The 22,695-nt window shown below is 27.1% G+C and carries 19 protein-coding genes and 1 pseudogene; 7 read left to right on the top strand and 13 right to left on the bottom strand.

Annotated elements, in window-relative coordinates; genetic code table 11:
• Positions 1-111: 111 nt before the first annotated feature.
• A complete protein-coding gene (locus ACA135_RS03905) occupies positions 112-1,491 on the top strand; it encodes a DHA2 family efflux MFS transporter permease subunit (protein ID WP_409198989.1) in 1,380 nt (459 codons plus the stop codon).
• A 25-nt stretch (positions 1,492-1,516) separates the two neighbouring features.
• Here the strand turns inward: ACA135_RS03905 and ACA135_RS03900 are convergent, their stop codons facing one another.
• Both ACA135_RS03900 and ACA135_RS03895 read right to left on the bottom strand, forming a co-directional pair.
• Positions 1,517-2,254 carry an ABC transporter permease gene (locus ACA135_RS03900; protein WP_409198988.1) on the bottom strand — a complete coding sequence of 246 codons (738 nt, stop codon included), beginning with the start codon at positions 2,252-2,254 and terminating at the stop codon, positions 1,517-1,519.
• Between the two features lie 2 nt (positions 2,255-2,256).
• On the bottom strand, positions 2,257-3,168 hold the full coding sequence (locus ACA135_RS03895; RefSeq protein WP_409198987.1) for an ABC transporter ATP-binding protein: 912 nt from the start codon (positions 3,166-3,168) through the stop codon (positions 2,257-2,259).
• 257 nt (positions 3,169-3,425) lie between these two features.
• Here ACA135_RS03895 and ACA135_RS03890 point away from each other — a divergent pair, with 257 nt between their 5' ends.
• Positions 3,426-5,408 carry an FUSC family protein gene (locus ACA135_RS03890; protein ID WP_409198986.1) on the top strand — a complete coding sequence of 661 codons (1,983 nt, stop codon included), beginning with the start codon at positions 3,426-3,428 and terminating at the stop codon, positions 5,406-5,408.
• 181 nt (positions 5,409-5,589) lie between these two features.
• Here ACA135_RS03890 and ACA135_RS03885 read toward each other — a convergent pair whose 3' ends face one another.
• Positions 5,590-6,468 (bottom strand): hypothetical protein, encoded by an 879-nt coding sequence (locus ACA135_RS03885; RefSeq protein ID WP_409198985.1) that lies wholly within the window; start codon positions 6,466-6,468, stop codon positions 5,590-5,592.
• A 42-nt stretch (positions 6,469-6,510) separates the two neighbouring features.
• Positions 6,511-6,951, bottom strand: coding sequence for a hypothetical protein (locus tag ACA135_RS03880; protein WP_409198984.1), 441 nt, complete (start codon positions 6,949-6,951; stop codon positions 6,511-6,513).
• 273 nt (positions 6,952-7,224) lie between these two features.
• Between ACA135_RS03880 and ACA135_RS03875 the strand changes: the two genes are divergently transcribed.
• A complete protein-coding gene (locus tag ACA135_RS03875) occupies positions 7,225-7,422 on the top strand; it encodes a hypothetical protein (protein WP_409198983.1) in 198 nt (65 codons plus the stop codon).
• A gap of 1,661 nt (positions 7,423-9,083) precedes the next feature.
• Here the strand turns inward: ACA135_RS03875 and ACA135_RS03870 are convergent.
• Entirely contained in the window at positions 9,084-11,171 is a 2,088-nt protein-coding gene (locus tag ACA135_RS03870; protein WP_409198982.1) for a DUF262 domain-containing protein, read from the bottom strand.
• Positions 11,172-11,525: 354 nt separating this feature from the next.
• Between ACA135_RS03870 and ACA135_RS03865 the strand changes: the two genes are divergently transcribed.
• Positions 11,526-11,717 carry a hypothetical protein gene (locus ACA135_RS03865; RefSeq protein WP_409198981.1) on the top strand — a complete coding sequence of 64 codons (192 nt, stop codon included), beginning with the start codon at positions 11,526-11,528 and terminating at the stop codon, positions 11,715-11,717.
• A 30-nt stretch (positions 11,718-11,747) separates the two neighbouring features.
• The gene (locus ACA135_RS03860) at positions 11,748-11,993 is read left to right on the top strand and encodes a hypothetical protein (protein ID WP_409198980.1); all 246 of its coding nucleotides are present in this window, start codon (positions 11,748-11,750) and stop codon (positions 11,991-11,993) included.
• Positions 11,994-12,034: 41 nt separating this feature from the next.
• Here the strand turns inward: ACA135_RS03860 and ACA135_RS03855 are convergent, their stop codons facing one another.
• The 4 genes from ACA135_RS03855 to ACA135_RS03840 all read right to left on the bottom strand — a co-directional run bounded on the left by ACA135_RS03855 (position 12,035) and on the right by ACA135_RS03840 (position 15,099).
• Entirely contained in the window at positions 12,035-12,415 is a 381-nt protein-coding gene (locus tag ACA135_RS03855) for a hypothetical protein (protein WP_409198979.1), read from the bottom strand.
• Between the two features lie 152 nt (positions 12,416-12,567).
• A complete protein-coding gene (locus ACA135_RS03850; protein ID WP_409199085.1) occupies positions 12,568-12,984 on the bottom strand; it encodes a sugar phosphate nucleotidyltransferase in 417 nt (138 codons plus the stop codon).
• Between the two features lie 503 nt (positions 12,985-13,487).
• Entirely contained in the window at positions 13,488-13,652 is a 165-nt protein-coding gene (locus tag ACA135_RS03845; RefSeq protein ID WP_409198978.1) for a hypothetical protein, read from the bottom strand.
• Positions 13,653-14,274: 622 nt separating this feature from the next.
• A complete protein-coding gene (locus ACA135_RS03840; RefSeq protein ID WP_409198977.1) occupies positions 14,275-15,099 on the bottom strand; it encodes a response regulator in 825 nt (274 codons plus the stop codon).
• 246 nt (positions 15,100-15,345) lie between these two features.
• Here ACA135_RS03840 and ACA135_RS03835 point away from each other — a divergent pair, with 246 nt between their 5' ends.
• Both ACA135_RS03835 and ACA135_RS03830 read left to right on the top strand, forming a co-directional pair.
• Positions 15,346-15,687 carry a hypothetical protein gene (locus ACA135_RS03835; RefSeq protein WP_409198976.1) on the top strand — a complete coding sequence of 114 codons (342 nt, stop codon included), beginning with the start codon at positions 15,346-15,348 and terminating at the stop codon, positions 15,685-15,687.
• A gap of 9 nt (positions 15,688-15,696) precedes the next feature.
• Positions 15,697-15,873 (top strand): hypothetical protein, encoded by a 177-nt coding sequence (locus ACA135_RS03830; protein ID WP_409198975.1) that lies wholly within the window; start codon positions 15,697-15,699, stop codon positions 15,871-15,873.
• A gap of 41 nt (positions 15,874-15,914) precedes the next feature.
• Here ACA135_RS03830 and ACA135_RS03825 read toward each other — a convergent pair whose 3' ends face one another.
• The 4 genes and pseudogenes from ACA135_RS03825 to ACA135_RS03810 all read right to left on the bottom strand — a co-directional run bounded on the left by ACA135_RS03825 (position 15,915) and on the right by ACA135_RS03810 (position 22,628).
• Positions 15,915-16,745, bottom strand: coding sequence for a DUF4013 domain-containing protein (locus ACA135_RS03825; protein ID WP_409198974.1), 831 nt, complete (start codon positions 16,743-16,745; stop codon positions 15,915-15,917).
• Between the two features lie 283 nt (positions 16,746-17,028).
• A complete protein-coding gene (locus ACA135_RS03820) occupies positions 17,029-17,379 on the bottom strand; it encodes a hypothetical protein (RefSeq protein ID WP_409198973.1) in 351 nt (116 codons plus the stop codon).
• A 180-nt stretch (positions 17,380-17,559) separates the two neighbouring features.
• A pseudogene (locus ACA135_RS03815) lies at positions 17,560-18,116 on the bottom strand (TMEM175 family protein).
• Positions 18,117-18,530: 414 nt separating this feature from the next.
• Complete coding sequence (locus ACA135_RS03810; RefSeq protein WP_409198972.1) at positions 18,531-22,628, bottom strand: beta strand repeat-containing protein; 4,098 nt, start codon at positions 22,626-22,628, stop codon at positions 18,531-18,533.
• Positions 22,629-22,695: the final 67 nt, after the last annotated feature.

Raw genomic sequence — 22,695 nt, 5'->3', positions numbered from 1 at the left:
GTTAATAAATATTATATTTAGAAATCTTTAAAACTTTAAATATAGTATTTTTTTTGGGGGAGGGGAAAATTTTAAAAATATTTAAAAATAAATATTCTAATTAGATATTTTATGGAATTTTTTAAAAACAGACGAAATTTAGTACTTATTATATTATTAACTGCTGGTTTTATGGGTTCACTTGGTCAAAGTTTACTTACAAGTGCACTACCTAATATTATGAGTGATTTCAGTATAAATGCTACTACAGGCCAATGGTTAACTACAATCTACATTGTTATATTAGGTTTAGTTACCTGTGTAAGTGCTTTTATAATTAACAGGTATAATACTAAACATGTATTTATGGGTGCTTTAGGATTATTCATTATTGGTTGTATTTTAGCTTTTTTTGCACCTAACTTCAATGTACTTTTAATTTCACGGATAATACAAGCAACAGGAACAGGAATCCTATATCCATTATCACAAGTTGTTATTTTATATTATTTCCCATTAGAGGATCATGGTAAAGCTTTTGGTTATATGGGTTTAGTTGTAGGTGCAGGACCAGCATTCGGACCAACATTTAGTGGATTTATTGTGGATTTCTTTGATTGGAGAGCAATATTCAGCATCCTCTCAGTAATAGCTATTATATTATTCATTATAGGTAGTGTGGAATTAAAGAATATTAAAGAGAAATATCCTGTGAAAATGGATTTCTTATCTGTAATTATGTATGGTTTAGGTTTTACTCTTATAATGTATGGTGTAACTAATGCAGTAAATATTGGATTAGAAAACCTTTTATCATTACCTCCTATCATTATTGGATTAATATTCCTACTTTTATTCTCCCATAGACAATTACATGCAAGTATTCCTTTATTAAAATTAGAATTATTTAAATGTAATGTTTTCGCTGCAAGTACTATTGTTGTTTGTTTAAGTTATATTTTAATGATGAGTGGAACCTTACTTGTACCATTATATATTCAATCTGCAAGAGGATTAAGCGCTATAACTTCAGGTTTAATCTTACTGCCTGGAAGTATTTTACATGCTCTTGTAAACCCTAAAGCTGGACAATTCCAAGATGATTATGGTGCAAGAACAAGTAGTCTACTTGGTTTTGTTTTTATTATAATAGGAACACTACCTTTTGTCTTTTTTAACATGAACAGTAATTTAGTCCTAATCACTATAGTTTACTGTTTCCGTATGATAGGTTTAAGTTTCCTTATAACACCACTTCAAGCTTATGGAGTAGATCCATTCCCACGGTCCGATTATAGTCATGGAACCGCAATCCTAAACAGTTTAAGACAAATCACAGGAGCACTTGGAACAAACATACTAGTAGCAATAGTAACCTTTTTCAGTTTAAACGGAAATGTAGACTGTTATGGGATAAATATAAGCTTCTTAATACAAGTAATTTTAATGTTATTTGCACTAGTAATTATTTTAAAATATATTCAAAATGATCATCCATCATATAATCAATAAAAAAAAAAGAGAGAATGGAAAGTTTTTATAATGGTACGTCGCTTTTATAAGTGTATAACCAGGTAATAAAAACTCCTATAATGAATGTGGCTAGGATTATTAATGATGGTGTTATGGTTCCATAGGTGTATTCTCCTAATTTCCCTGCAGATATTATAAATGGTGATATCCATGGGAATAATGGTGCGAAAACTTTACCATATACTAACATGTTTCCAAACACTATACCTGCACTTGCAATCATTATGAATACTGAATTTTTCATTAGAATACTTAAAAATACTAATGGTGACATTGCAAGATAAAGTAATATGCTTCCAAATATTAATTCTTTAAACATTTTAAAGAATATTGTCCAGGTAAATCCATCTCCTCCAAGTAGGATAAAACATAATGAACTTGAGAGGAAAGTGAAGATTGATAATATTAATATCCATAGTAGGTACATTGAAAACTTACCAGTTAAATATTTAGTTTTAGAAACAGGTAAAGTTAATATTGATTTAAGTGTGTGTTCATTATACTCACGTGTAAATAGGTGATTAGCTATTACTGCAAAGAGTACTACTCCAAACATACTTAAGAAATAAAGATTTGATTCGCTTAAGAATAAATCAAATAGTAATTGATTACCTTGTGATTGCATATATAGAAATTCTCCTGATAATAAAAATGGTATAATTAAGCATCCAAGTAGGGTTACTAGAAATATTTTACTTCTTTTTAGTTTTAAAAATTCCATTTCAATAAAATTTGTTAACATTTTTATATTTCTCCTATTAAATTTGTGAAGTATTCTTCTAAGTTTTCCTCTTCAAGGGATAATCGGTTTACATTTATTCCATTGTTTATGAATTCTTTATTTAAGGTGCTTCTATCGTTGAAGTGGTTGTATAATTCTATTTCATCTTTTATTTTGTAGTCTATATTTTCTGTTAATCCTTTATTTGTTAAAATTTTTTTAGCTAAGTCTTTATTATCTACTTCGATTAATAGTTTTTTATTGGTTTTTTCATGTAGGTCTTCACGTGTGATTTCTTGTATTAATTCTCCATGATCCATTACTCCGATTACGTCTGCTAGGTGTTCGATTTCATTTAGTATGTGGCTGCTTATGAGGATTGTTAAATTGTATTTTTTTACTAATTTTTGTAGTAGTTTTCGTATTTCCCGTATGCTTACTGGGTCTAAACCGTTTATTGGTTCGTCTAGGATTAGGAGTTCTGGTTTGTGGATTATTGCTGCTGCTATTCCTAGTCTTTGTTTCATTCCTAGTGAGTATTGTTTATATTTTTTATTTTCTTCTTTGAGGTTTACTATTTCTAGGACTTTTTGTATTTGTTTTTCATTGTAGTCTCCTCTGATTTTTGTAAATATTTTTAGGTTTTCTTTTGCTGTGAGGTTTTCATAGAATCCTGGTGTTTCTATTATGGATCCTATTTTTTTGTAGATTTCTTTTTGGTGGTTTTGTGTGTTTTTGTTAAATATGTGTATTTGTCCACTAGTTGGTTTTATTAGGTTTAGGAGCATGCACATTGTTGTGGTTTTTCCTGCTCCGTTTCTTCCGAGTAATGCATAGATTTTTCCTTTTTCTATTTTCATGTTTATGTTGTTTACTACGGTGGTTTTTTTATATTTTTTTGTTAGTTGGGTGGTTTCTATTATGTATTTTGTCATTTTTTGTGGCACTTCCTTTTTTTTAGGTGAAATTTAGGGTATATGTAATAAAAATTTTACATTTGTAAAAAATACATTACATATGTAATAAATATATTACAATTCTAGTATATAAAGATAACCCCACCACAAAAAGATTAAGAATTATATAAAAACAATAAAAAACATAAATAAAAATATTTAAAATGGAAAAAATAACATACAAAAACCGGATAAAAAGACTAATAAAATCAGAAAAAAGGCCAAACTGGTCAAAAATGATTAATATGCTACTAGGATTAACCCTATCCTGCACAATAGCTTACCTCTTATTTCCCCAACTAATATACCTATTCATAATAACAAGCATACTAATGGGCCTACTAGTCAACACACCATACCCTGTAAAAACATTAACCCACCATGCAATAATAATGACCATCTGTGGAGGCTTAGCAGTCTTTACAGCAACATTCGCCACCCTAAACACCTTCATCGCAATACTATTTTTCATAATATGGTTAATCTTCTTTATAATAATGAGCATAAAAGGAGGCTTAAATCGGACCATTGGACTATTTACAATGTTTACCTACTTCATAAGCTTAAACATCGTACTAACTAATGTCCTAAACATAACAAGCACAACACGCCCATTACACATAATACACTTAGCCCTATACTGTGGAACAATAGGAGCATTCGCCATTTTCCTTGAAACCATTCCAACAATAATAATCAAAATCTTAAGACATGACCCTACAAAAAGGAAAATCTTAGCAGAACTATACTCTCCTAAAATTAAATATGATAAATTCATAAAAAATCGTACATTAATATTAAAAGCAGACCAATCAGATTACACATTCACACTCATACACTTAGCTATGAGTCTAATGATATCACGTTTCAACCTCCAATACGTTAAAGATGATATAAGCAAAGAAAACATGGTATACTTTAAAAATTTCATAAAAGAAGTAGATAAACTACAAGACTTAATAAGCACCGCAATAATAGAAAACAATGATAAAGGTTTAATATTAAATTTAAAACATTTACGAAGAATCGTTGAGGATATAAATCAAATAAAAGATACAAAACCCGAATCATTAAATGTTAAAAAATCTATACACACCTACTTAAAAACATTTCAAAAATTAAACCTAGCCTTAACAGGTGCATACACAGAAGAAAATATACCATTACCTGAAAATGATGATGAAAGTACATGGACAAACCTAAAAGATAATTTAACCTTAAAAAATATTAATGTCCGCTACGGTATAAGATTTGCAATCGCCACTAATTTATCATTTATCTTTGATATATTAACTGGAGGAATAATACAGTATGCAGCTACTATTAGTAGTTTCTTTACAATGAAACCTGATGCAAAATTTACAAAAATAACAGTAATAAAAAGAATAATTGCAACACTTGCAGGTAGTGCACTTGCAACCTTAATAGCTATAATTCTTTTAAACTTTAACTTATCTTATTTAATCCCAGTTTTAGCAGTTATAACTATGAGTCTTTTTTATGCATATATGCAGAATAATTATAGTATTGGAATATTTTTTGCAATGATGATGGTAGTTTTCATCCAACCCTCAAATTTATTAGTATCTCAGGCAATGTATCGTATTTTCGGAACAGCAATTGGAGCCCTTATTAGTTTTATTGTTGGAATGTTTATTTTACCTAATGTGACTAAGAATAATTTAAGTATTTTAATTGCAAATAAAATTGAATTTAATAAAAATTTAATCATCCACATCCTAAATGAAAATGAAGAGGATTTATTATTAGATAATAAACTTATTCATGATAATAATTTACGTATGAGTGGAAGTATAGATCGTATTAGTGAAGAATACGCAGATATAAGTGAGGATATAGATTTATTTATTGAATTATCAAGTTCTCTTAATCAGATTCATGGAAATTTTTTAAGTCTTAAACGTTATATTTTCCGTACTAACCGTGATTTTAAGTTTGAGAAGGCTTTAAATTTATTTGATAATTTCTTTACTAATATTAATACTGTGATTTTAAAGGATGAGGATATTTATTTTGAAGAAGAATTTGAAGAATTAAATGGTATTGTTGATTATTTAGAAACTAAGTATACAGATAATCGGGATATTATTCTTTTAAGATATTTTAAATGGATTTATGAGGATATGGAAATGGTTTATGATCTTGTTAAAACTGGTCGTAAGGTTGGTACTTTCACACGTTTTAATCAAATGATATAAGTTACATGTATATTCTTAAGTTTTAAACTTTAAAATAAACATTACCATTGTAAAATAATAAGGATATGATTTAAAAAACTTATACTTAACAAGTGCAAGTATAAGTTAAACTGTGTTAAGTTTAATTTAAAAGAGTATAAAAAAAGGTGAAGGAAATTAAAAAAAAATAAATTCCCCTCATTTAAATATTATTTAAATCCACTTCACTTGGAAAACCATGAGAAACAATATATGCAAATAATTTAACATACTCATCATGACTTAAAGAAGCACCATTATCACCAAACTCCACACTACTTGGAACATTCCCATTTTCCTGAATAGAATTAACAACCTCACTAGCCATATTATCATACTCACTACTAGTAATCATATTAGAATCACCACTAACACTACTAGTATCACTAGAACTAGAATGATCTAAAATATTACTAGCTAATAAATAAGTAACATCATCAGTACTAATATTAGCATCACCAGTATCAACACTAGTAAAACCAGAAGGAGCACTTTCAACTAAACCAGCTAAATCATCAACATTAACATTACTACTACTTAATGAATCATTCACACCTTGCACAATATTATTCTTCAAAGAATTAGAATCATTCTCCTCCCTAAATATTGAAGCAACACTAGAATTAGTAGTATCATTAACCATAGAACTCACATTTTCCTGAATACTAGAATCATTCACAGGACTAGTAAGATTTTCCCCATCATTATTATCCTCTTGACTTACACCAGAACCAGTAACATGATTAGTGTAAGGAACAAGCCCTTTACTTGGAGAAGCAGTACTATTATTAGTACTATTAGTACCGGGATTATTAAATGATAAAGCAACAGCAGCACCAATCAATAAAACAACAATTAAACCAATACCAACCATATAATAAATACTATTATCCTTTTTATTTGGATTTGAAACATTCTCTGGATGTTTACTATTAGAAATATTTCTACGATTATCACTAACAGGATTATTTAAACTTTTACCACAACGTTTACAATAATCTAATCCATCAGGATTTTCAAATCCACATCTTGAACACTTCATAATATATAATTATCCTCCTTCATATTTATATAAATCTTTCCATTAAATTGGAAATTTAATCATAATAGCTGTACCTTTATCAGGTTTAAGATTAATTAACTCACCATCAATTTGCTTAGTTAAACTCTGCAAAATAGTCATACCTAAACTCTTAGTACTATTAATATCTAAATCATGAGGTAAACCAATACCATTATCACAAACGATTAATTTGAAACGTTTAGAAACAATAAAATCATTTGGAATCTTAAGTTTCTCCCAAACATTAGAAGCATATAAGAATATGAAATCTTCACCATCATTATAAGGTTTTAAAATATCAACTGAAATATTCAATTGATCCAGTAAAGATTTATAAGAAAAATTAGGTAAAACATAAGAAGTATTAGGAATCTTATTATAATAAAAATCAGATTTGGTGGTGTTTAAATTAAATTCCTTTTCAAATTCCCCATTAGTTTCCTGAATCTTAACCCTTAACATAGTAAATAAAACCCCCCCATAATTTAGGTTTATTAAGTTTTTTAATGAATAATGTAAAAATAAATTTATAAATATTTAATCATAATACTTAATATTTCTTTTATAATTAATAAGATTTTATATTTAAACTTAATAGTTTTAAAAAAATAAAAACTGGAATAAAATAAGGTTTAAATAGTAAACTTTATTTATTTAAAAACACTAAATATATAATTAAATATTAATTTAGGTAATTGATATAAAAAAATATTCAATAATATGGACGTGAATTAAATGAGAGACTTAAAAGAAATCAATAAGGAAATTAAAATTGCAAGAAAAACATTACTTAAAACAGATGATGATAAAAAATATCAAGAAGCACAAAGTAATTTACAAACATTAATTGATGAAAAAAGAACCTTCATGAACAAAGATTCTGGTGACTTTGAAATGACAGAAAACTGCTGGCATAAAACTCACCTCGAATAAAAATTAAAATTAAACCTAAAAAAATCATTAAAGTAATTTAAGAGAAAACAAACCTCTTAAATTACAAATAATTACTCTTTTTAAATCAAAATAAAAACATTTTAACTGTTTTTTTTAAAAAAAATTTATAAGCTTAAAAAAAATTAGTCTTTAAATATTTAAAGAATTTAAATCCTCATATAAAAAAAAAGTATGTAGGGCAATTAGCACATATCTAGCTAAATTCTAAAAAAATGGTTTTGTAGAAACCCTTTATTTTTTTTCTAATTTTTTTTCAATTGAAATTGTACCTTGATGTTTTTGTTTTTTCGATTTCTTTTAATTTAGTTTTAAGAAGTTTTAAGAAGGTTTCAAGTCTTTACACTTGAAATAGTACCTATGATATTTAAAATAAGTAAAGAATAAGTATTAATATTAAAATGGAGAATAAATATTAATATGACCATTAAAAACATCCATTCTCCAAGTAATTCTTTGTTTTCTAAGCAATTATAATCTTTCGGATTTTAACTTTGAAAAACCTGCAAAAAATTTTATAAAAAAGGACATTTAAAAAATCATAATGAAGATTTAACAAATAATCAACTGTTAAAATTTCATTGAAACCACATTTAACTATGCAAAAATAAGTTTAAATACTTATTCTAATTATTTTAGCAATCATTTATACACACAACCATGTTTTATTCACTATTTTAGCACTTAAAATTTATACAAAAAGCACATATCGTGAATATAACTCAATTTTTACAATTATCATGACCAATATAATTAAATATTTACGGATAAAAAAGGTCCCACACTACACCACAATCCAAAAATTCTTCACAATAAACTACCATCTGGTACTTTAAGAAAAATCAACCAAATTTAATATTATCTCAACATGATATAAGTGGAGAAATAATAGCCCTTGATGGATCATGGATTCACCAACGATTATGCTGACAAATATTATGCAATAATACGAGCCAAAGAAACGAAAAAGCTATGTTAAAAACCATATCGCAATAGACATAAAAACTCGTTTAATCCTCAATTATGCAACTCAAAGAGGACCTAGAAGTGACACCAAGTTCGCAATCAATTCCATAAGACAAACAAAAAAAATATCACCCATCATTAACATATTAGCAGACATGAGCATACGACACAGAACCCCATAAGAAAATGTATAAACGAATACACTGGAGCTTTTGACCATAATACCAATTAAAACCAGGAGCCAAAAAAGGACATTACAGACTTAACAGCATATCCATCTTCAGACCCAAAATATACAGTCTAAGAAGCAATGTAGAAGGAGTATTCAGCGTAATCAAAAGACTATTTAACGGAACAAACCGAAGCCGAACACTAAAACTATCAAACAAAGAAACAAAACTCAAAAACCTAATCTACAACATCCACAGATCAACACAACTACCAAAAAAATAGGGTTTCTACAAAGCCTAAATAATAGTATAACTTTAAATATATATACATTTTTTTAAAAAATGGGAAAAATGATTCTTAGTTAAAAACTGAAAAAAATATAAAAATATAGGAAAAATATATTTTATTGGCCTTCACCTGGTGCATAATAATTTCCAGCTAAGTCATAGTGACCTTCAGGATTATTTTTCACTTCCCCAGTATAAGTATTTACTAAAAAAACTAAATTATTTTTTAACTGATTTTAAATAATCATAGGATTGTTTTATTAAACTCATTGCATAATCTATATCATTTAAAGAGTAAATTCTAAAACTAAAAGTGATATTCCCATTTAAATTGAACTTTGTTATATCTTTGCCTATCTTTTTTGGATCTTCTATTGTGTCAAATGGTTTTATTAAATGTACAAGTAATGATGAATCAGATTGTGGTTTTATATAAACAAAATTACTGGTGATTTTATATGAAATATAAGATTTTGTTAGGTTTAATTTCACATCTTTCCCTAAACTTAAAATTTCCTTATTTAAAGTATTAAATAAGTTTCTTGAAAACTCTAACCGAGGATAGTTATCTAGGGTTAATTTATTATTTTCTTTATTCTTTTTTGAATATTTTTTTAATGTTTCTTCATTGACTTTGGGGTATGGCCATATTTCTAGTGCTAGATTAGATAGTGTTTCTGCTCTTTGTTTTATTTCTTCTTCATTCCAATCATCAACTTGTGCAATATAATGGTTTAAGAATAATGGACTGTCTTTAAACCCATTTTCCATGTTTTGTTTATGCTTAAATGAAGAATCGCTTAATGAGGAGTTATAAGCAGTAAGTGTTAAGTTTCCTATTGTGTGTATATATTTATCATGAATTGCTTCATAGTTTTCTCCTAAGCTTTCTTTCCATTCATCTGAAATATTTTGGTTTTGTGGCATTATATGTTCTATTGTGTAATTGGAGAAGTTTAAATAATTCTTTGGATGTTTATATGATTCAAGATTACTTAAAAGGTATAATATGTTTTTAGAATGATATAGGTCACGTTTTTTGAAATTGGTTTTAACTTCATTATTTTCGGGAAATCTTTTACCTGCATCCATTAATAATAATTGTGCTTCTAAACTTGTAACAATATCATCAGGATTCAAACTTTTATATAATGAAGCAAATGGTTTACTAAGTGAACTAGTTGGTAATCCACAGATTAATCTTCTGAAAATGTAGGATTCAATTAATTTAATTACAGTTATTAAATCGTTTTTTGTAATTTTCAATTCTGTATAGTCTTTATAAACTTCTAAGAGGAAGGGGTAACTGACTTGTGCTTTTAATTGGTTGAATTCTTTAAGGGCATCTTGTATTTCTGGTTCTTCATCTTTACCGAAGGCTACTGCGAAATAGTATTTACTATAATTGTTTAAATCTTTTAATAAATTTAGCATATCATCTTGTTCATAATTATAAGATTTAAACTCATTATAAACATTACCCATACCAGGAATATGATTGGTTTTCACTGTTAAGTAGTCACGTATGAATTTATCAAAGAAATTAGTTCCTTCAAATCCTTTTTCCATACTTACCCAGTATTTATTATATATTTCGTCTTGTTCTTCTGGTGGGAAGCTCATTAGTACATAGTTTCTGATTAGGTCTGATTTGGTTAATTCTAATCCTGTACTGTTTAAGCTTTCATAGATTAATTGTGGGTTGTCACGGTACTGTTCAAGTGATATTTGTATTATATTTAATCTTTTTAAACCGTTTAATATGATTTTTACATTGTCTTTTGTAATATTGTTTCTAAAGAAGGTGAAATTATCCTTAATTTTTTTAGAATCATTAAGATTAAATGTTAAAACATCACTAGAGGAGATATTGTCAATGATTTTTATAATAGTGTCTTTATCTTTATTTGTTAAGATGAGTTTGTATTTGTTTTCTCCATGTGCATGACTATTTGTTAAATAATACACCAACAAATCTGTGTAGTTTAATTTATCTTCACCTAAGGGGTGTTCTTTTAAGTATAAGGCTAGGGCGCTTATTAGTATTGTTACTGTTGTTAGTCTTTGTTGTCCATCGATTATCATTCTTTGGGTTATTACATCTGCGAAGTCTGAATTGTTTCTCATGTAGACTACTGAACCAATAAAATGGGTTGTATTGTCGTTTAATCGACCAACAGTTAATATATCATTAAATAGTTGGTTGCATTGACTTATATTCCATGAGTATTTTCTTTGGAAAATTGGAATGTATAATTGATAATCTGCTTGCATGAATTTTAGTAAGTTTATTTGTTTTGCGTCCACTTTTTACACCTTTAACATATTAAATATATATTATTACTTATAAAATTATTATTAATAAAAGTTTTTATAATAAAATAAACTATATACAATATTATACTAAAAAAAATTAAGGGGAAGTGAATTAGTATTAAAATAGAAGTACCAGAAGATAAAATAATCTTACTTGACCTAAATTATACATTAATCAGTAATAGTAGAACATCTAGTGGACCTTATCCTGAAAGAATCCATAAACAAGAATATGAAGAAGGATTAATAAAAGCAGTAAAAAATAATTATGTAATCTTAATTACTGCAAGACCTTTAAAGTATAAAGAGGAAACATTAGAACACATAAAAGAAGAAACAGGTTTCGTGCCTGATGAATCTTACTGGAATATTGGTATGAACCCTCCGGAATTAAAAAAGTATTGGTTGAAAAATAAGATTTATCCAGAACATGGCAAAGATTCAAGTAAATATTTTGCAATTGAATCTAATCCTAAAACTCGGAGAATGTATAAGAAAGAAGAAATAGTAGCTTATCCTAAAGAAAAAATCATATAAAAAAAATGATATAGGGGAGTATTTTAAATAATGTTACCTAAAGAATTGAAAAAAGAATTACCAGTCCATCATACAGGAATTGGTGTGGAAAATGGACAAACTTATAAGTTAATACGGTTTAAAACACCAATAACCTTATTTATTAATGGGGAAATATTCTTAAAAAATATTAAAAGTATTTATTACTTTGAAAATGAGTGCTATTATAGTTTCAGAACACAAGTTGAAACTTGCACCATCCAAGAAGATAATATTAAAACAATCACATCCATATAAAAAAAAATAGAATAAGATTTTAAAGGATAACTAAGATTTTTTTAGGAAATCTTAGTTAAACTTATAATATTTGGATATTCCGAGAGTGTTGAGTTTCTTATACCTACAGTCGTTATATTATAAGTTCCTCCAGCTTCAGCTTGAACATAAATATCCGTACTATTTGTTTTATTAAAATTTTTATTATCTATATCCATATAAACATGATTATTAGTATCAGCAATTAAGTATTGATCTTCACCTGTTTCTGGATTAGATTTAATAAATTTTTCTTTAACCACTATGGTTGAATTATGTAAGGTTCCAGTAGCACTGCTTTGTGGATCAAATAAACTAAAAACAGTACCTGAAATATACACTGCACCTATTACAATAATCACTGCTAAAAGTATATAAATTATGTAATCTTTTTTAAACTCCATTGATTTCACCATTATAAATTTTATATTTATCAATCATTTAGTTAAATCTTTTATTTTATTAATTTACAAGTATAATCTCTTTCCCATCTCCAAGATTTTCATTTACAGTAAGATTTTCACTTATAATAGCCTTTTTCACATGACAACCTTTTTTAATTTTCACCCCCACCCATTAAAATAGAATCTTCAACTATTGCACCTTCTTCAATATAAACATCATCAGATAGGATAGAATTAGAAACTTTACCCTTAATAGCACCTCCATTACTTACTAATGATCTTTTAACATTTGCAGAATCATCAATGTATGAGGGGGTTAGTGAACTTAAAATTTTCATATCCCAATTCATTTCCCATATTTTGGAATCTGGGTTTAATAAGTCCATACTCACATCATAGTAATTAGGAATAGTACCAACATCAACCCAGTAACCTTCAAATGGACAAGCATAAACTTTACGATCTTCTTTTACAAGTTTAGGTATAATGTCTTTACCAAAATCATGGGAAGATTCCTCATTCATCATATCTTCTTCTAAAACTTTTATAAGGAAATCTTTCTTAAAAATAGGCTTTGTAGAAACCCTATTTTTTTGGTAGTTGTGTTGATCTGTGGATGTTGTAGATTAGGTTTTTGAGTTTTGTTTCTTTGTTTGATAGTTTTAGTGTTCGGCTTCGGTTTGTTCCGTTGAATAGTCTTTTTATTACGCTGAATACTCCTTCTACATTGCTTCTTAGTCTGTATATTTTGGGTCTGAAGATGGATATGCTGTTGAGTCTGTAGTGTCCTTTTTTGGCTCTGGTTTTTATTGGTATTATGGTCGAAAGCTCCAGTGTATTCGTTTATACATTTTCTTATGGGTTCTGTGTCGTATGCTCATGTCTGCTAATATGTAAATGTGGATGATATTTTTTTTGGTTTGTTTTATAGAATTGATTGCGAACTTGGTGTCACTTCTAGGTCCTCTTTGAGTTGCATAATTTAGGATTAAAAGAGTTTTTATGTCTATTGCAATTATGGTTTTTAACATAGCTTTTTCGTTCTTTAGCTCGTATTATTGCATAATATTTGTCAGCATAATCGTTGGTGAATCCATGATCCATCAAGGGCTATTATTTCTCCACTTATACCATGTTGAGATAATATTAATTGGTTGATTTTTCTTAAAGTACCAGATGGGAGTTTTTGGAAGAATTTTTGGATTGTGGTGTAATGTGGGACCTTTTTTATCCGCAAATATTTAATTATATTGGTCAGATAACTGTAAAAAATTGAGTTATATTCACGAAATGTGCTTTTTAGTATAAAATTTTTAAGTGCTAAAATAGTGAATAAAACAGGTTGTGTGTATAAATGATTGCTAAAATAATTAGAATAAGTATTTAAGCACATTTTTGCATAGTTAAAAGTTGTTTCAATAAATTTTAACAGTTGATTATTTGTTAAATCCTCATTACGATTTTTTAAAAGTACTTTTTATAAAATTTTTTGTAAGGTTTTTCAAAGTTAAAATCCGAAAGATTTAATTGCTTGAAAAACAAAGAATTACTTGGAAAATTAATGTTTTTACTTGTCATATTAATATTTATTCTCCATTTTAATATTAATACTTATTCATTACTTATTTTAAACATCACAGGTACTATTTCAAATGTAAAGACTTGAAACCTTCTTAAAAATTCTAAAACCTAAATTAAAAGAAATTAAAAAAACAAAAACCTCAAGGTACAATTTCAATTGAAAAAAAATTAGAAAAAAAATAAAGGGTTTCTACAAAACCAGAATATAAGTTTTTACATTTAAAAATCCACTAACCCCCTCCTTAAACAGAAAAAATAGTTAAAAATTATATAAAAAATTAAACTGTTTTTAAACTTTTATCCTTTAATGATTTACTTATAGCTAAACTTAAAGTGTATTCGAATTCCTTCTTATTAAAAGGTTTAATAATATAACCATAAGATCCTGTTTTAACAGCAGAATCAACTGTTGAATCATCATGATAAGCAGTTAAATACACTACAGGAATGTTTAACTTGTTCATTTCCTCTGCTACATCAAAACCTGTTTTATTCCCTTTAATATTAATATCTAATAATATAAAATCAGGTTGATATTTTCCTGCAGCTTTAATTGCATCATCACCATTATCTTCAATGCTCACTACATTATAATTTAAGTGTTCTAGGTTGGTTTTAATATCTAATGCTGTTATTGCATCATCATCAACTACTAAAACATTATAATTTTCATTTGAATCTTTTAAGTTTGTAGTAGTATTTAAAGATTCCATATTACATTCTTGTTTCTCTATTTCCACACACTTAAAACTGATTCGAATAATCCGTTCTAAATTTTTAATAAGGTAAGGCTTAGTTATATAACCATAAGAAGGATTAAGATTAGCATTTTCAAAAGTTTCACTATCTGCACTTCCAGTTAAATAAATTAAAGGAATATTTAAATCTAAAATTTTTCTTCCAGCTTCAATACCTGTCATGTCCCCTTTTAATCTTATATCCATTAAGACTAAATCCGGTTTTAAATCCCTTGTAGTGTTTATTGCTTCTTTCCCATTATCCACTATTTTAATTACTTCATAATTTAAGTCTTCTAACTTGTTTTTCAAATCCATTGCAGATAATGCTTCATCTTCCACTATTAAAATTTTTTCATTAACCATTAATTCACCTCTTAAATTTAAATATTTATATTGTTAAAATTATTCCAATTAAAATCTTTAAAATATTAAAAATTTGTATAAAAATCTCTTTATACTAATATATTTATTCATATTTATAAAATTAATTGCTCAAAAATCACTAAAAACAAATAAATATTAAAAAGTATTTAATTAAACGAACACAAAAAATTTAATATTTTTGTAAAATAATAAAAGTTATATATAATTATATATATAATACTTACCATGTCAACTAATGCAACTGATAAAATAAGACCTAAAAACAGAAATATTGGGACAAAAGTAGCGGAAATGGAGTATAATCAAATAAATAATTTAGTTAACAAAGGATTATACTTAAATTCTGCAGATTTTTTAAGAGAAGCAATAAGAGAAAAATTAAGAAATATAAATGAAATAAACATAAAAGAAATGGATCATGATACAGCTAAAAATAAAATAATAAACTATTGTAAAGAAAACCGAAAAGTTTTATTATCTGATATAGCTGATGATTTAGAATTAGATATATTTTTAGTTAATGATATAATTGATGAACTTATAAATGAAGGAAGACTCAAGGAGTAAATTAAGACCATGTCAACTTATACTAAAGCTGGAGATACCATAAAAGGAGATAAAATAATAGCAGAAGCAAGACAAATTGGAAAAATAGTTATTATTAATAAAAGTGGTAAACACAAAGCACAAAGAATAAGTCTTAAAGATAATGCTAAATGCATAATAGAGCGAGAATTAAGATTTATAAAATAAAAAAAAAGAAAAAAGGGGTAAAGTAATTAAAAATTTATATTTTATCCTTGATTGTAGATTAATCCAATAGCCCGGTATTCGAATATGAATAAGAATGATGTGAAGACTAATGCAAATATGAATACTCCAACATATGGAATCATACTAACTAATCCACCAATAAATCCAACAATTGCAGATACTATTATTAAGAGGATGAACCATCCAATATAGCTTCCCCAACCAATAGAACTTATTTTCTTAAATACTTCACCAAGAGATAATCCTGCTTTTAAACTATCATATTCAGCCATACGTGCAAGACCAATATAAGTGAATAATGTGAATAGGAGGAATAATACAATTCCAACAACAAGACTTATTACGAATCCATTGAAGAAACTGTTAATTAAAGTTGTAGGTATAGATCCGGTTATATTTTGAATCACAGCATCAGTTACAGGTGCACCTGCTGTTAATGTTTGATTTAAAGCTGGACTAGTCATCACATAATCTATGATTTGGAAACCATTAGAGAATACTCCAGTAATCCACATAACAATTGCAGTTAATATGGTTGGTATTATGAAATATACAATGTATAAGACTAAACTTTTTAATCCATCAACAAAGTTTTTACTAAAATCAAATGCTGGAATATTATCTTTTCCATCTATAGTATTTTTAATTAAACTTAAACCATACCCTAAAATGAATATGGATAATATTAAACTAATTATTCCACATAAAGTGTATATAATTCCTGTTGGATAAACACCTATTAAATAATCAACAACTGCCATTACTAAGAATAATACACCAATAATCATCCAACCTTTAGTATCCTTTGTAGGGAAGGTTAATGATTCTTTTATTATATCAGTTATTCCCATTTAAAATCACTCTCCGATTATAAATTTATTTATTTTAAAAAAATTATTAAAACTTATATTAATAAAAAATATACAAAAAATGAATTAATTTATTAATATATAGTAATACTAATAATTAAAACTTCATATTATTTATACTTTATTTATAAACTTTCAAAAAAAAGGGGAAAAATAATAAGGATAATGTATTTTAATTAGTGAAAAAATAAAAAATATTCAAAAAAAATTATTTAAAGTAAAATTTATTATATAAAAAAATCCCAACTAAAAACTTTCATAATTCTTATTTAGCCCCATTAGTATCTTCAACATGCATATAACTACCATCATAGCCATCATCTTGAACCCAGTACATACGTTGACCATCTGCATCATAAATATAATCATCAGAATCATACTTTCTATAATCATCTTCTACAGAACTAGAAGATGAACTACTACTTACCTGATAATTATTATCAGAACTTGATGAAGAACTAGAATCAGAGGTGGTTGACACAGTACTAGTATTATTTGATTGTGTGATTGTTGGAGTATTATCACTACTATTTAAACTTAAATATAAAGTAGCGCCTATTATACAAAAACAAATAATCACAATTAAAGCTATTATTATAATATTTTCCTTATCCATAAGAATCCACCCCCTTTTTCATTATTTATTTTAAATAAAAAGGAAAATCCCTAAAATTTTATATTTAATTATTTTTTTTAGAAATTAACTTAAAGTTAAATAATATTATTATTAAAGGATTAATATAAAATTTTTCATTAAAAAAAAAAGTTAAAAATAAAGGTTTTAAAAATATTATCCTTATTTTCTTATCTTTTTTCTCCAAACATGTTTTCTAAATATACGATCTCTTACTGAAGAGATTATTGGTATAAGTAAGTATAAGTAAATATAATGGCCTGGTATTAAGTAATTTAAAAGTGTTACAGCTGCAGTAATAATTAGAACTATTAAAAAAGTATTATACGCATTCTTTTTACCTTTCATTACATCCTCAGTTAATATACCTCTTTTACCTGCATATGCAAACATTAAAGATAATATAGTTAGTATTATGAAAATGTTCACTCCAAATAGTAAATCTGCCTCGAAAAATAATGCATATTTTCCCATAACTATTGAAGAGAATGGTATAAAAGCAATACATAATAAGTATATAATGTTTAACCATACAAATGGTACTGTTAACTTCTCAACACGTAAGTATTCATGATGGTATAACCAGAATGCTCCAACAAGTATAAACAAACCGCGTAACGACTTATTGTTGGTAATAATGTTTCAAGGAAAGTATTGAAAGCTATGTAATTTGCAAAGTTTATATCAGGAACTTCAATACTGAATATTAATAAGGTCATCACCATTCCAAAAATCCCATCAGTTAAAGCCATCATCCTACTTGGATCAACATTTACAGCATCAATAACTGAAGCTTTAGCATCATCAACTTCACTAGGTTTATAAATTTGTTTTGATTCAACGATATTAATCACATCCCATAAAAAGAAATATTTCATTTCCATATTATTATATGTTTTTTGATTTATTTAATAATATTCTTAATAAAAACATTTTTCTAAAGTTTTATATGGTTAAATTTTTATTTTAAGGATTTTAAAGAATAAAATTTTTAAAGTATTTTTAAGAAAACTTAAATTTTAGATTTAATGTAAAAAAAAAGGGTTTTAATGTAATTAAAAATTTATTTAAAAAAAAATATGGGTATTTAAATATTTAAAAAAAAGGGAAAGGAAAGGAAAAATTAAATACATTTAATATTTAACTCCTTCTTTGTCTAACTCTTTTTCAGCTTGTTCAACTTCTTTTTCTTCTCTTCTTCTTAATTCACCAAGGCTTTCATTGTATGCTACATCACCAAGGAAAGAGGATGAATTAACTTTTTGATTTTCATCAAGATTTTCAATTGCAGTTACACTAATGTCTCTACCATTATCAGTGTTAATTGCTGCATTATTGTTTGCTATGTTATTTGTTGCAGCATTAACAGGTGCAGTGGTAGTTGTTCCAGTGTTTCCAGTAGCAGATAATATTGGACTTACAGGATTTGTTGTAGTGTTAGTATTTCCACCATTTCCTGGATTTGCATTTGTATTGTCACCTGAATCATTGACTGTATCGTCTGTTGGATCTGGAACTTCATCACCATCATCTTCATCCTCATCTTCATCTTTACGCTCATCAGAAGGAGCTATATTAGTATCAGGAAGAATAGGGACAACGATTTCATCAGGTTCTGTAGGGGTGTTAACACCACCAGTATCTGGGTTTGGTTCTTCAGGAACTTCCGGAGTACTATTATCCACAGGATCTACAGGATCAACTGGGTCAACAGGATCTACAGGCGGTACAATTATTTCATCCACACTAATATTACCAGTATTTTCACTATCTGCATAATTAATATTATCACTTATAAATGAAACATTAATATTACTAAAGTTACCTACACTAGCTAGATTCACATTATCAAAGGTTACATTAGTAGTGTTTCCATTAACATTAAGATATTTACTGTAAATTTGTCCAAATACACTAGTAATACTTAAATTACCAATAATTTGAGAACCATTAGTTGAAACAGTAATAGTAATGCTTTTAAAGTCTCCTTTATATCCACTAATTGTGAAACCAGTCACACCAGTTATGTACTGATTAGAACCTAAGGTTATAGTACCTTTAGATCCAGTGAAACTTGGATTAGTAGGATTATAAGTAACATTATATTTATAAGTTGTTCCAAAATCAGGATATGCTAAATCATTGAAAGTAGCTTTATTATCATAAACAGTAGCATTATGAACAGTACCATTATTATCAGTAAAACTAATATTTTCACCATTCTTAATACCAAGAGTATGAACAGTTACATTAACAGTTTTATCATAATAATTAACACTAGATTCATCATAAATACCAGTTCCATTTACAATAACCTTAATCTTACCAATATTATTACTACTATCATAGTTAACATTAGTACTTGTGAAATCAACTTTAATACCACTAAAATTACCTTCAGTAGTTAAATTAACACCTTCAAAAGTTACAGTAGTAGTATTCTTATTAACATTAATAGTTTTACTAAGAGTCTTACCGAATACATCAGTAATAGTTAACTCACCAATAATTTCGGAACCAGTAGTTGAAATAGTAATAGTAATATCTTTAAGTTCACCACGATAACCGAATATATCAAATCCACTAACAGTAGTAGGATATTTATTAGATTTTAAAGTTATAGTAGAGTTAGATCCGATAATACCAGTATTATTTGGAACATAACTTACATTATATGTATAAGTTGTACCATAATCAGGGTAAGCTAAATCAGTGAAAGTAGCTTTATTACCAGAAACAGTAGCATTATGAACCTTATTTTCATTATCCTTAAAACTAATAATTTCACCATCTTTAATACCAGTAGTAGTGATTGTTATACTAGTAGTTTTATCATAATAACCAGTACTTTCAGTATTATTCATAGAAGTTCTGTTAACTAAAACATTAATCAAACTAGTATTAGCACTATTATTATAATTAAGATTCTTACTTACGAAATTAACCTTAATATTATCAAAAGTACCTTCAGTTGTTAAATTAACATCCTCAAAAGTTACAGTAGTAGTATTTCCTGTAATATTAATATTTTGACTAAGAGTATTACCGAATACATCAGTAATAGTTAACTTTCCAATAATTTCTGAACCAGTAGTTGAAATAGTAACAGTGATATTCTTTAATTCTCCACGATAACCAGTAATAGTGAAATTAGTCACTATAGTAGGATATTGTAAAGATTTTAAAATTATAGTACTATTACATCCAGATTTACCAGTTGAAGTACTAACATAACTTACATTATAAGTATAAGTTGTACCATAATCAGGGAAAGCTAAACCTTTAAAGGTTGCAGTACCATCACTACTAACAATAGCACTATGAAGAGTACCCTTATTATCAGTGAAACTAATAGTTTCACCTTGACTAATACCAGAAGTTTGGATTGTTACATCAATAGTTTTATCATAATAACCAGTCTTATTTACAGATTCCATACCAGTTGCATCAACTTTAGAATATAATGTAATAGTACCAACAGATGCATTAAAATTAGTAACACCATTATAAGTTATAGTATAAACATTAGTTTTACCACTTGCAGGGTATACTAAATTTTTAGCAATAATCACACCATTAATTATTTCAGCAGTTTCCTCATAACCATTAGGACCTGTAATAGTAACACTACCATTAGGTACTCCTTTATTAGTAAAACCAGTAGTATTAACCTTAATATTAGTTATAATATCAACTTTATCAAAAGGCGCACCAGTAGACTCCTTATCACTTATAATAGTCTCATATGGAAGAGATGTTAAATAACCATAAGATACTGGAGTTTGAATATAATACTTATCACTTGTAAAGTTAACTGAAGTATTATAAACACCTTCATCAGGTAAATTTAAAGTGAACTTTTCAGAAACACCATTTTTTACCTTAACAGTAATATTTTGATAAATCTTACCATCTTTGTATACAAGTATATTTGCAGTACCATTAAGTGCATCATTAGTTTTAACAACATGATCTCCAGTAACAGTGCCAGCATAACCTATATCATTAACAGCTCCAACCTCAGCAATTTTTTGCTGGATTAAATTTAATAACTTCTTAGGCACAACAGCACCATCTACATGGTAAGAATCAGTTTGAGCTTTTAAAACATAACACCAAACAGTATAACCTTCACTTGTTAAATCTAATTTACCATTCATATATTGATTATAGTATTCAGGATAATACATATGCAAGAAATCTTGAATAAATTTTTCATTTACAAAAGTTTTAGCAAGATCTTGATTTTCATTAATCCACTTATCCATCAATTCAGGATATTCAGTTATAAGCTTATTAATATCCACAGAATGATTAGAAGAGACAGGATGACTCATTCCACCAATAATATCAATACCTAAATACTTAGTAGCTTGACTAATACTTACAAGACCAGTCCAATCCCGATAATTAGAATTACCATTATAAGGATAATACTTACTTGCATCATAACCTTGAGAAGTACTATTAGAATTAAATTCTGGAGGTGGATAACTACCATCAGCTCTCACCCAGAAATACACTCTAAACAAGTCAGAAAGACTGAAATCTTTTTTAAAAATATTATTCTTATTAAACTGATTTTCATTATAACCACTTAAAGTAGTTTTAGCAGTTACACCATTATTAAGTGTTGCATAATTATAAAACTCATTATTTATTAAATTAATTTTAGTATTATACCCATAAACAATAGCTTTATTATCAGTTATACTATACAAATCTTGTTTAATAAATGTAGAATCCTTAACTTTTAAACTACCCATTTTAGCAGTAATATCAGTAGTCATTTCATAATTATAGAAAGTACAATTATCAAAAGTTAATTTAGCTTTATCATCGTTTATGATAAATTGCATATTAGTGAATACTGAATTTGTATAAGTGGTGTCTTCAGTTATGGTGATAGTTTGGTTACTTAAAGTTTCACGATCAAATTTATTATTAGCTTCGAGAACTTGGTTTTGATTAAGACTATTTCCTAAAATAGATGCTGAATCTTGATTATTGGAATTTTCATCAGAACCTAAATTTGAAACAGTGTTCAAACTCAAAGAATCATTTGTAGTTGATTCTTGTGATGATACTATTGTATTCAAGTCCCCTGAGTTATCATCTGAAGTAATAGATACATCGGATGCGAAAGCAGCTCCTATACTTAAAGAACATATCATAGTTAATACAATGATTAATATGATAGGAAGTCTTTTGTCTATTTTTTCTTTTTTCAACAGTTTTTCACCTCCTTTTACATTTTTTAAGAAAAAATTTTTTTTTTAATTGATTGATTAAAAAATC

The sequence above is a fragment of the Methanobrevibacter acididurans genome (assembly GCF_046197875.1).
Taxonomy (GTDB): domain Archaea; phylum Methanobacteriota; class Methanobacteria; order Methanobacteriales; family Methanobacteriaceae; genus Methanobrevibacter_A; species Methanobrevibacter_A acididurans.
The sequence above is the reverse complement of the archived record's forward strand: the minus strand, read 5'-3'. Positions and strand labels throughout refer to the sequence as shown.

Bases quoted from the DNA above. Each gene is read 5' to 3' on its own strand.
- ACA135_RS03905 (WP_409198989.1), top strand. From the start codon at position 112: ATGGAATTTTTTAAAAACAGACGAAATTTAGTACTTATTATATTATTA.
- ACA135_RS03900 (WP_409198988.1), bottom strand. From the start codon at position 2,254: ATGTTAACAAATTTTATTGAAATGGAATTTTTAAAACTAAAAAGAAGT.
- ACA135_RS03895 (WP_409198987.1), bottom strand. From the start codon at position 3,168: ATGACAAAATACATAATAGAAACCACCCAACTAACAAAAAAATATAAA.
- ACA135_RS03890 (WP_409198986.1), top strand. From the start codon at position 3,426: ATGATTAATATGCTACTAGGATTAACCCTATCCTGCACAATAGCTTAC.
- ACA135_RS03885 (WP_409198985.1), bottom strand. From the start codon at position 6,468: ATGAAGTGTTCAAGATGTGGATTTGAAAATCCTGATGGATTAGATTAT.
- ACA135_RS03880 (WP_409198984.1), bottom strand. From the start codon at position 6,951: ATGTTAAGGGTTAAGATTCAGGAAACTAATGGGGAATTTGAAAAGGAA.
- ACA135_RS03875 (WP_409198983.1), top strand. From the start codon at position 7,225: ATGAGAGACTTAAAAGAAATCAATAAGGAAATTAAAATTGCAAGAAAA.
- ACA135_RS03860 (WP_409198980.1), top strand. From the start codon at position 11,748: ATGTTACCTAAAGAATTGAAAAAAGAATTACCAGTCCATCATACAGGA.
- ACA135_RS03855 (WP_409198979.1), bottom strand. From the start codon at position 12,415: ATGGAGTTTAAAAAAGATTACATAATTTATATACTTTTAGCAGTGATT.
- ACA135_RS03840 (WP_409198977.1), bottom strand. From the start codon at position 15,099: ATGGTTAATGAAAAAATTTTAATAGTGGAAGATGAAGCATTATCTGCA.
- ACA135_RS03835 (WP_409198976.1), top strand. From the start codon at position 15,346: ATGTCAACTAATGCAACTGATAAAATAAGACCTAAAAACAGAAATATT.
- ACA135_RS03830 (WP_409198975.1), top strand. From the start codon at position 15,697: ATGTCAACTTATACTAAAGCTGGAGATACCATAAAAGGAGATAAAATA.
- ACA135_RS03825 (WP_409198974.1), bottom strand. From the start codon at position 16,745: ATGGGAATAACTGATATAATAAAAGAATCATTAACCTTCCCTACAAAG.
- ACA135_RS03820 (WP_409198973.1), bottom strand. From the start codon at position 17,379: ATGGATAAGGAAAATATTATAATAATAGCTTTAATTGTGATTATTTGT.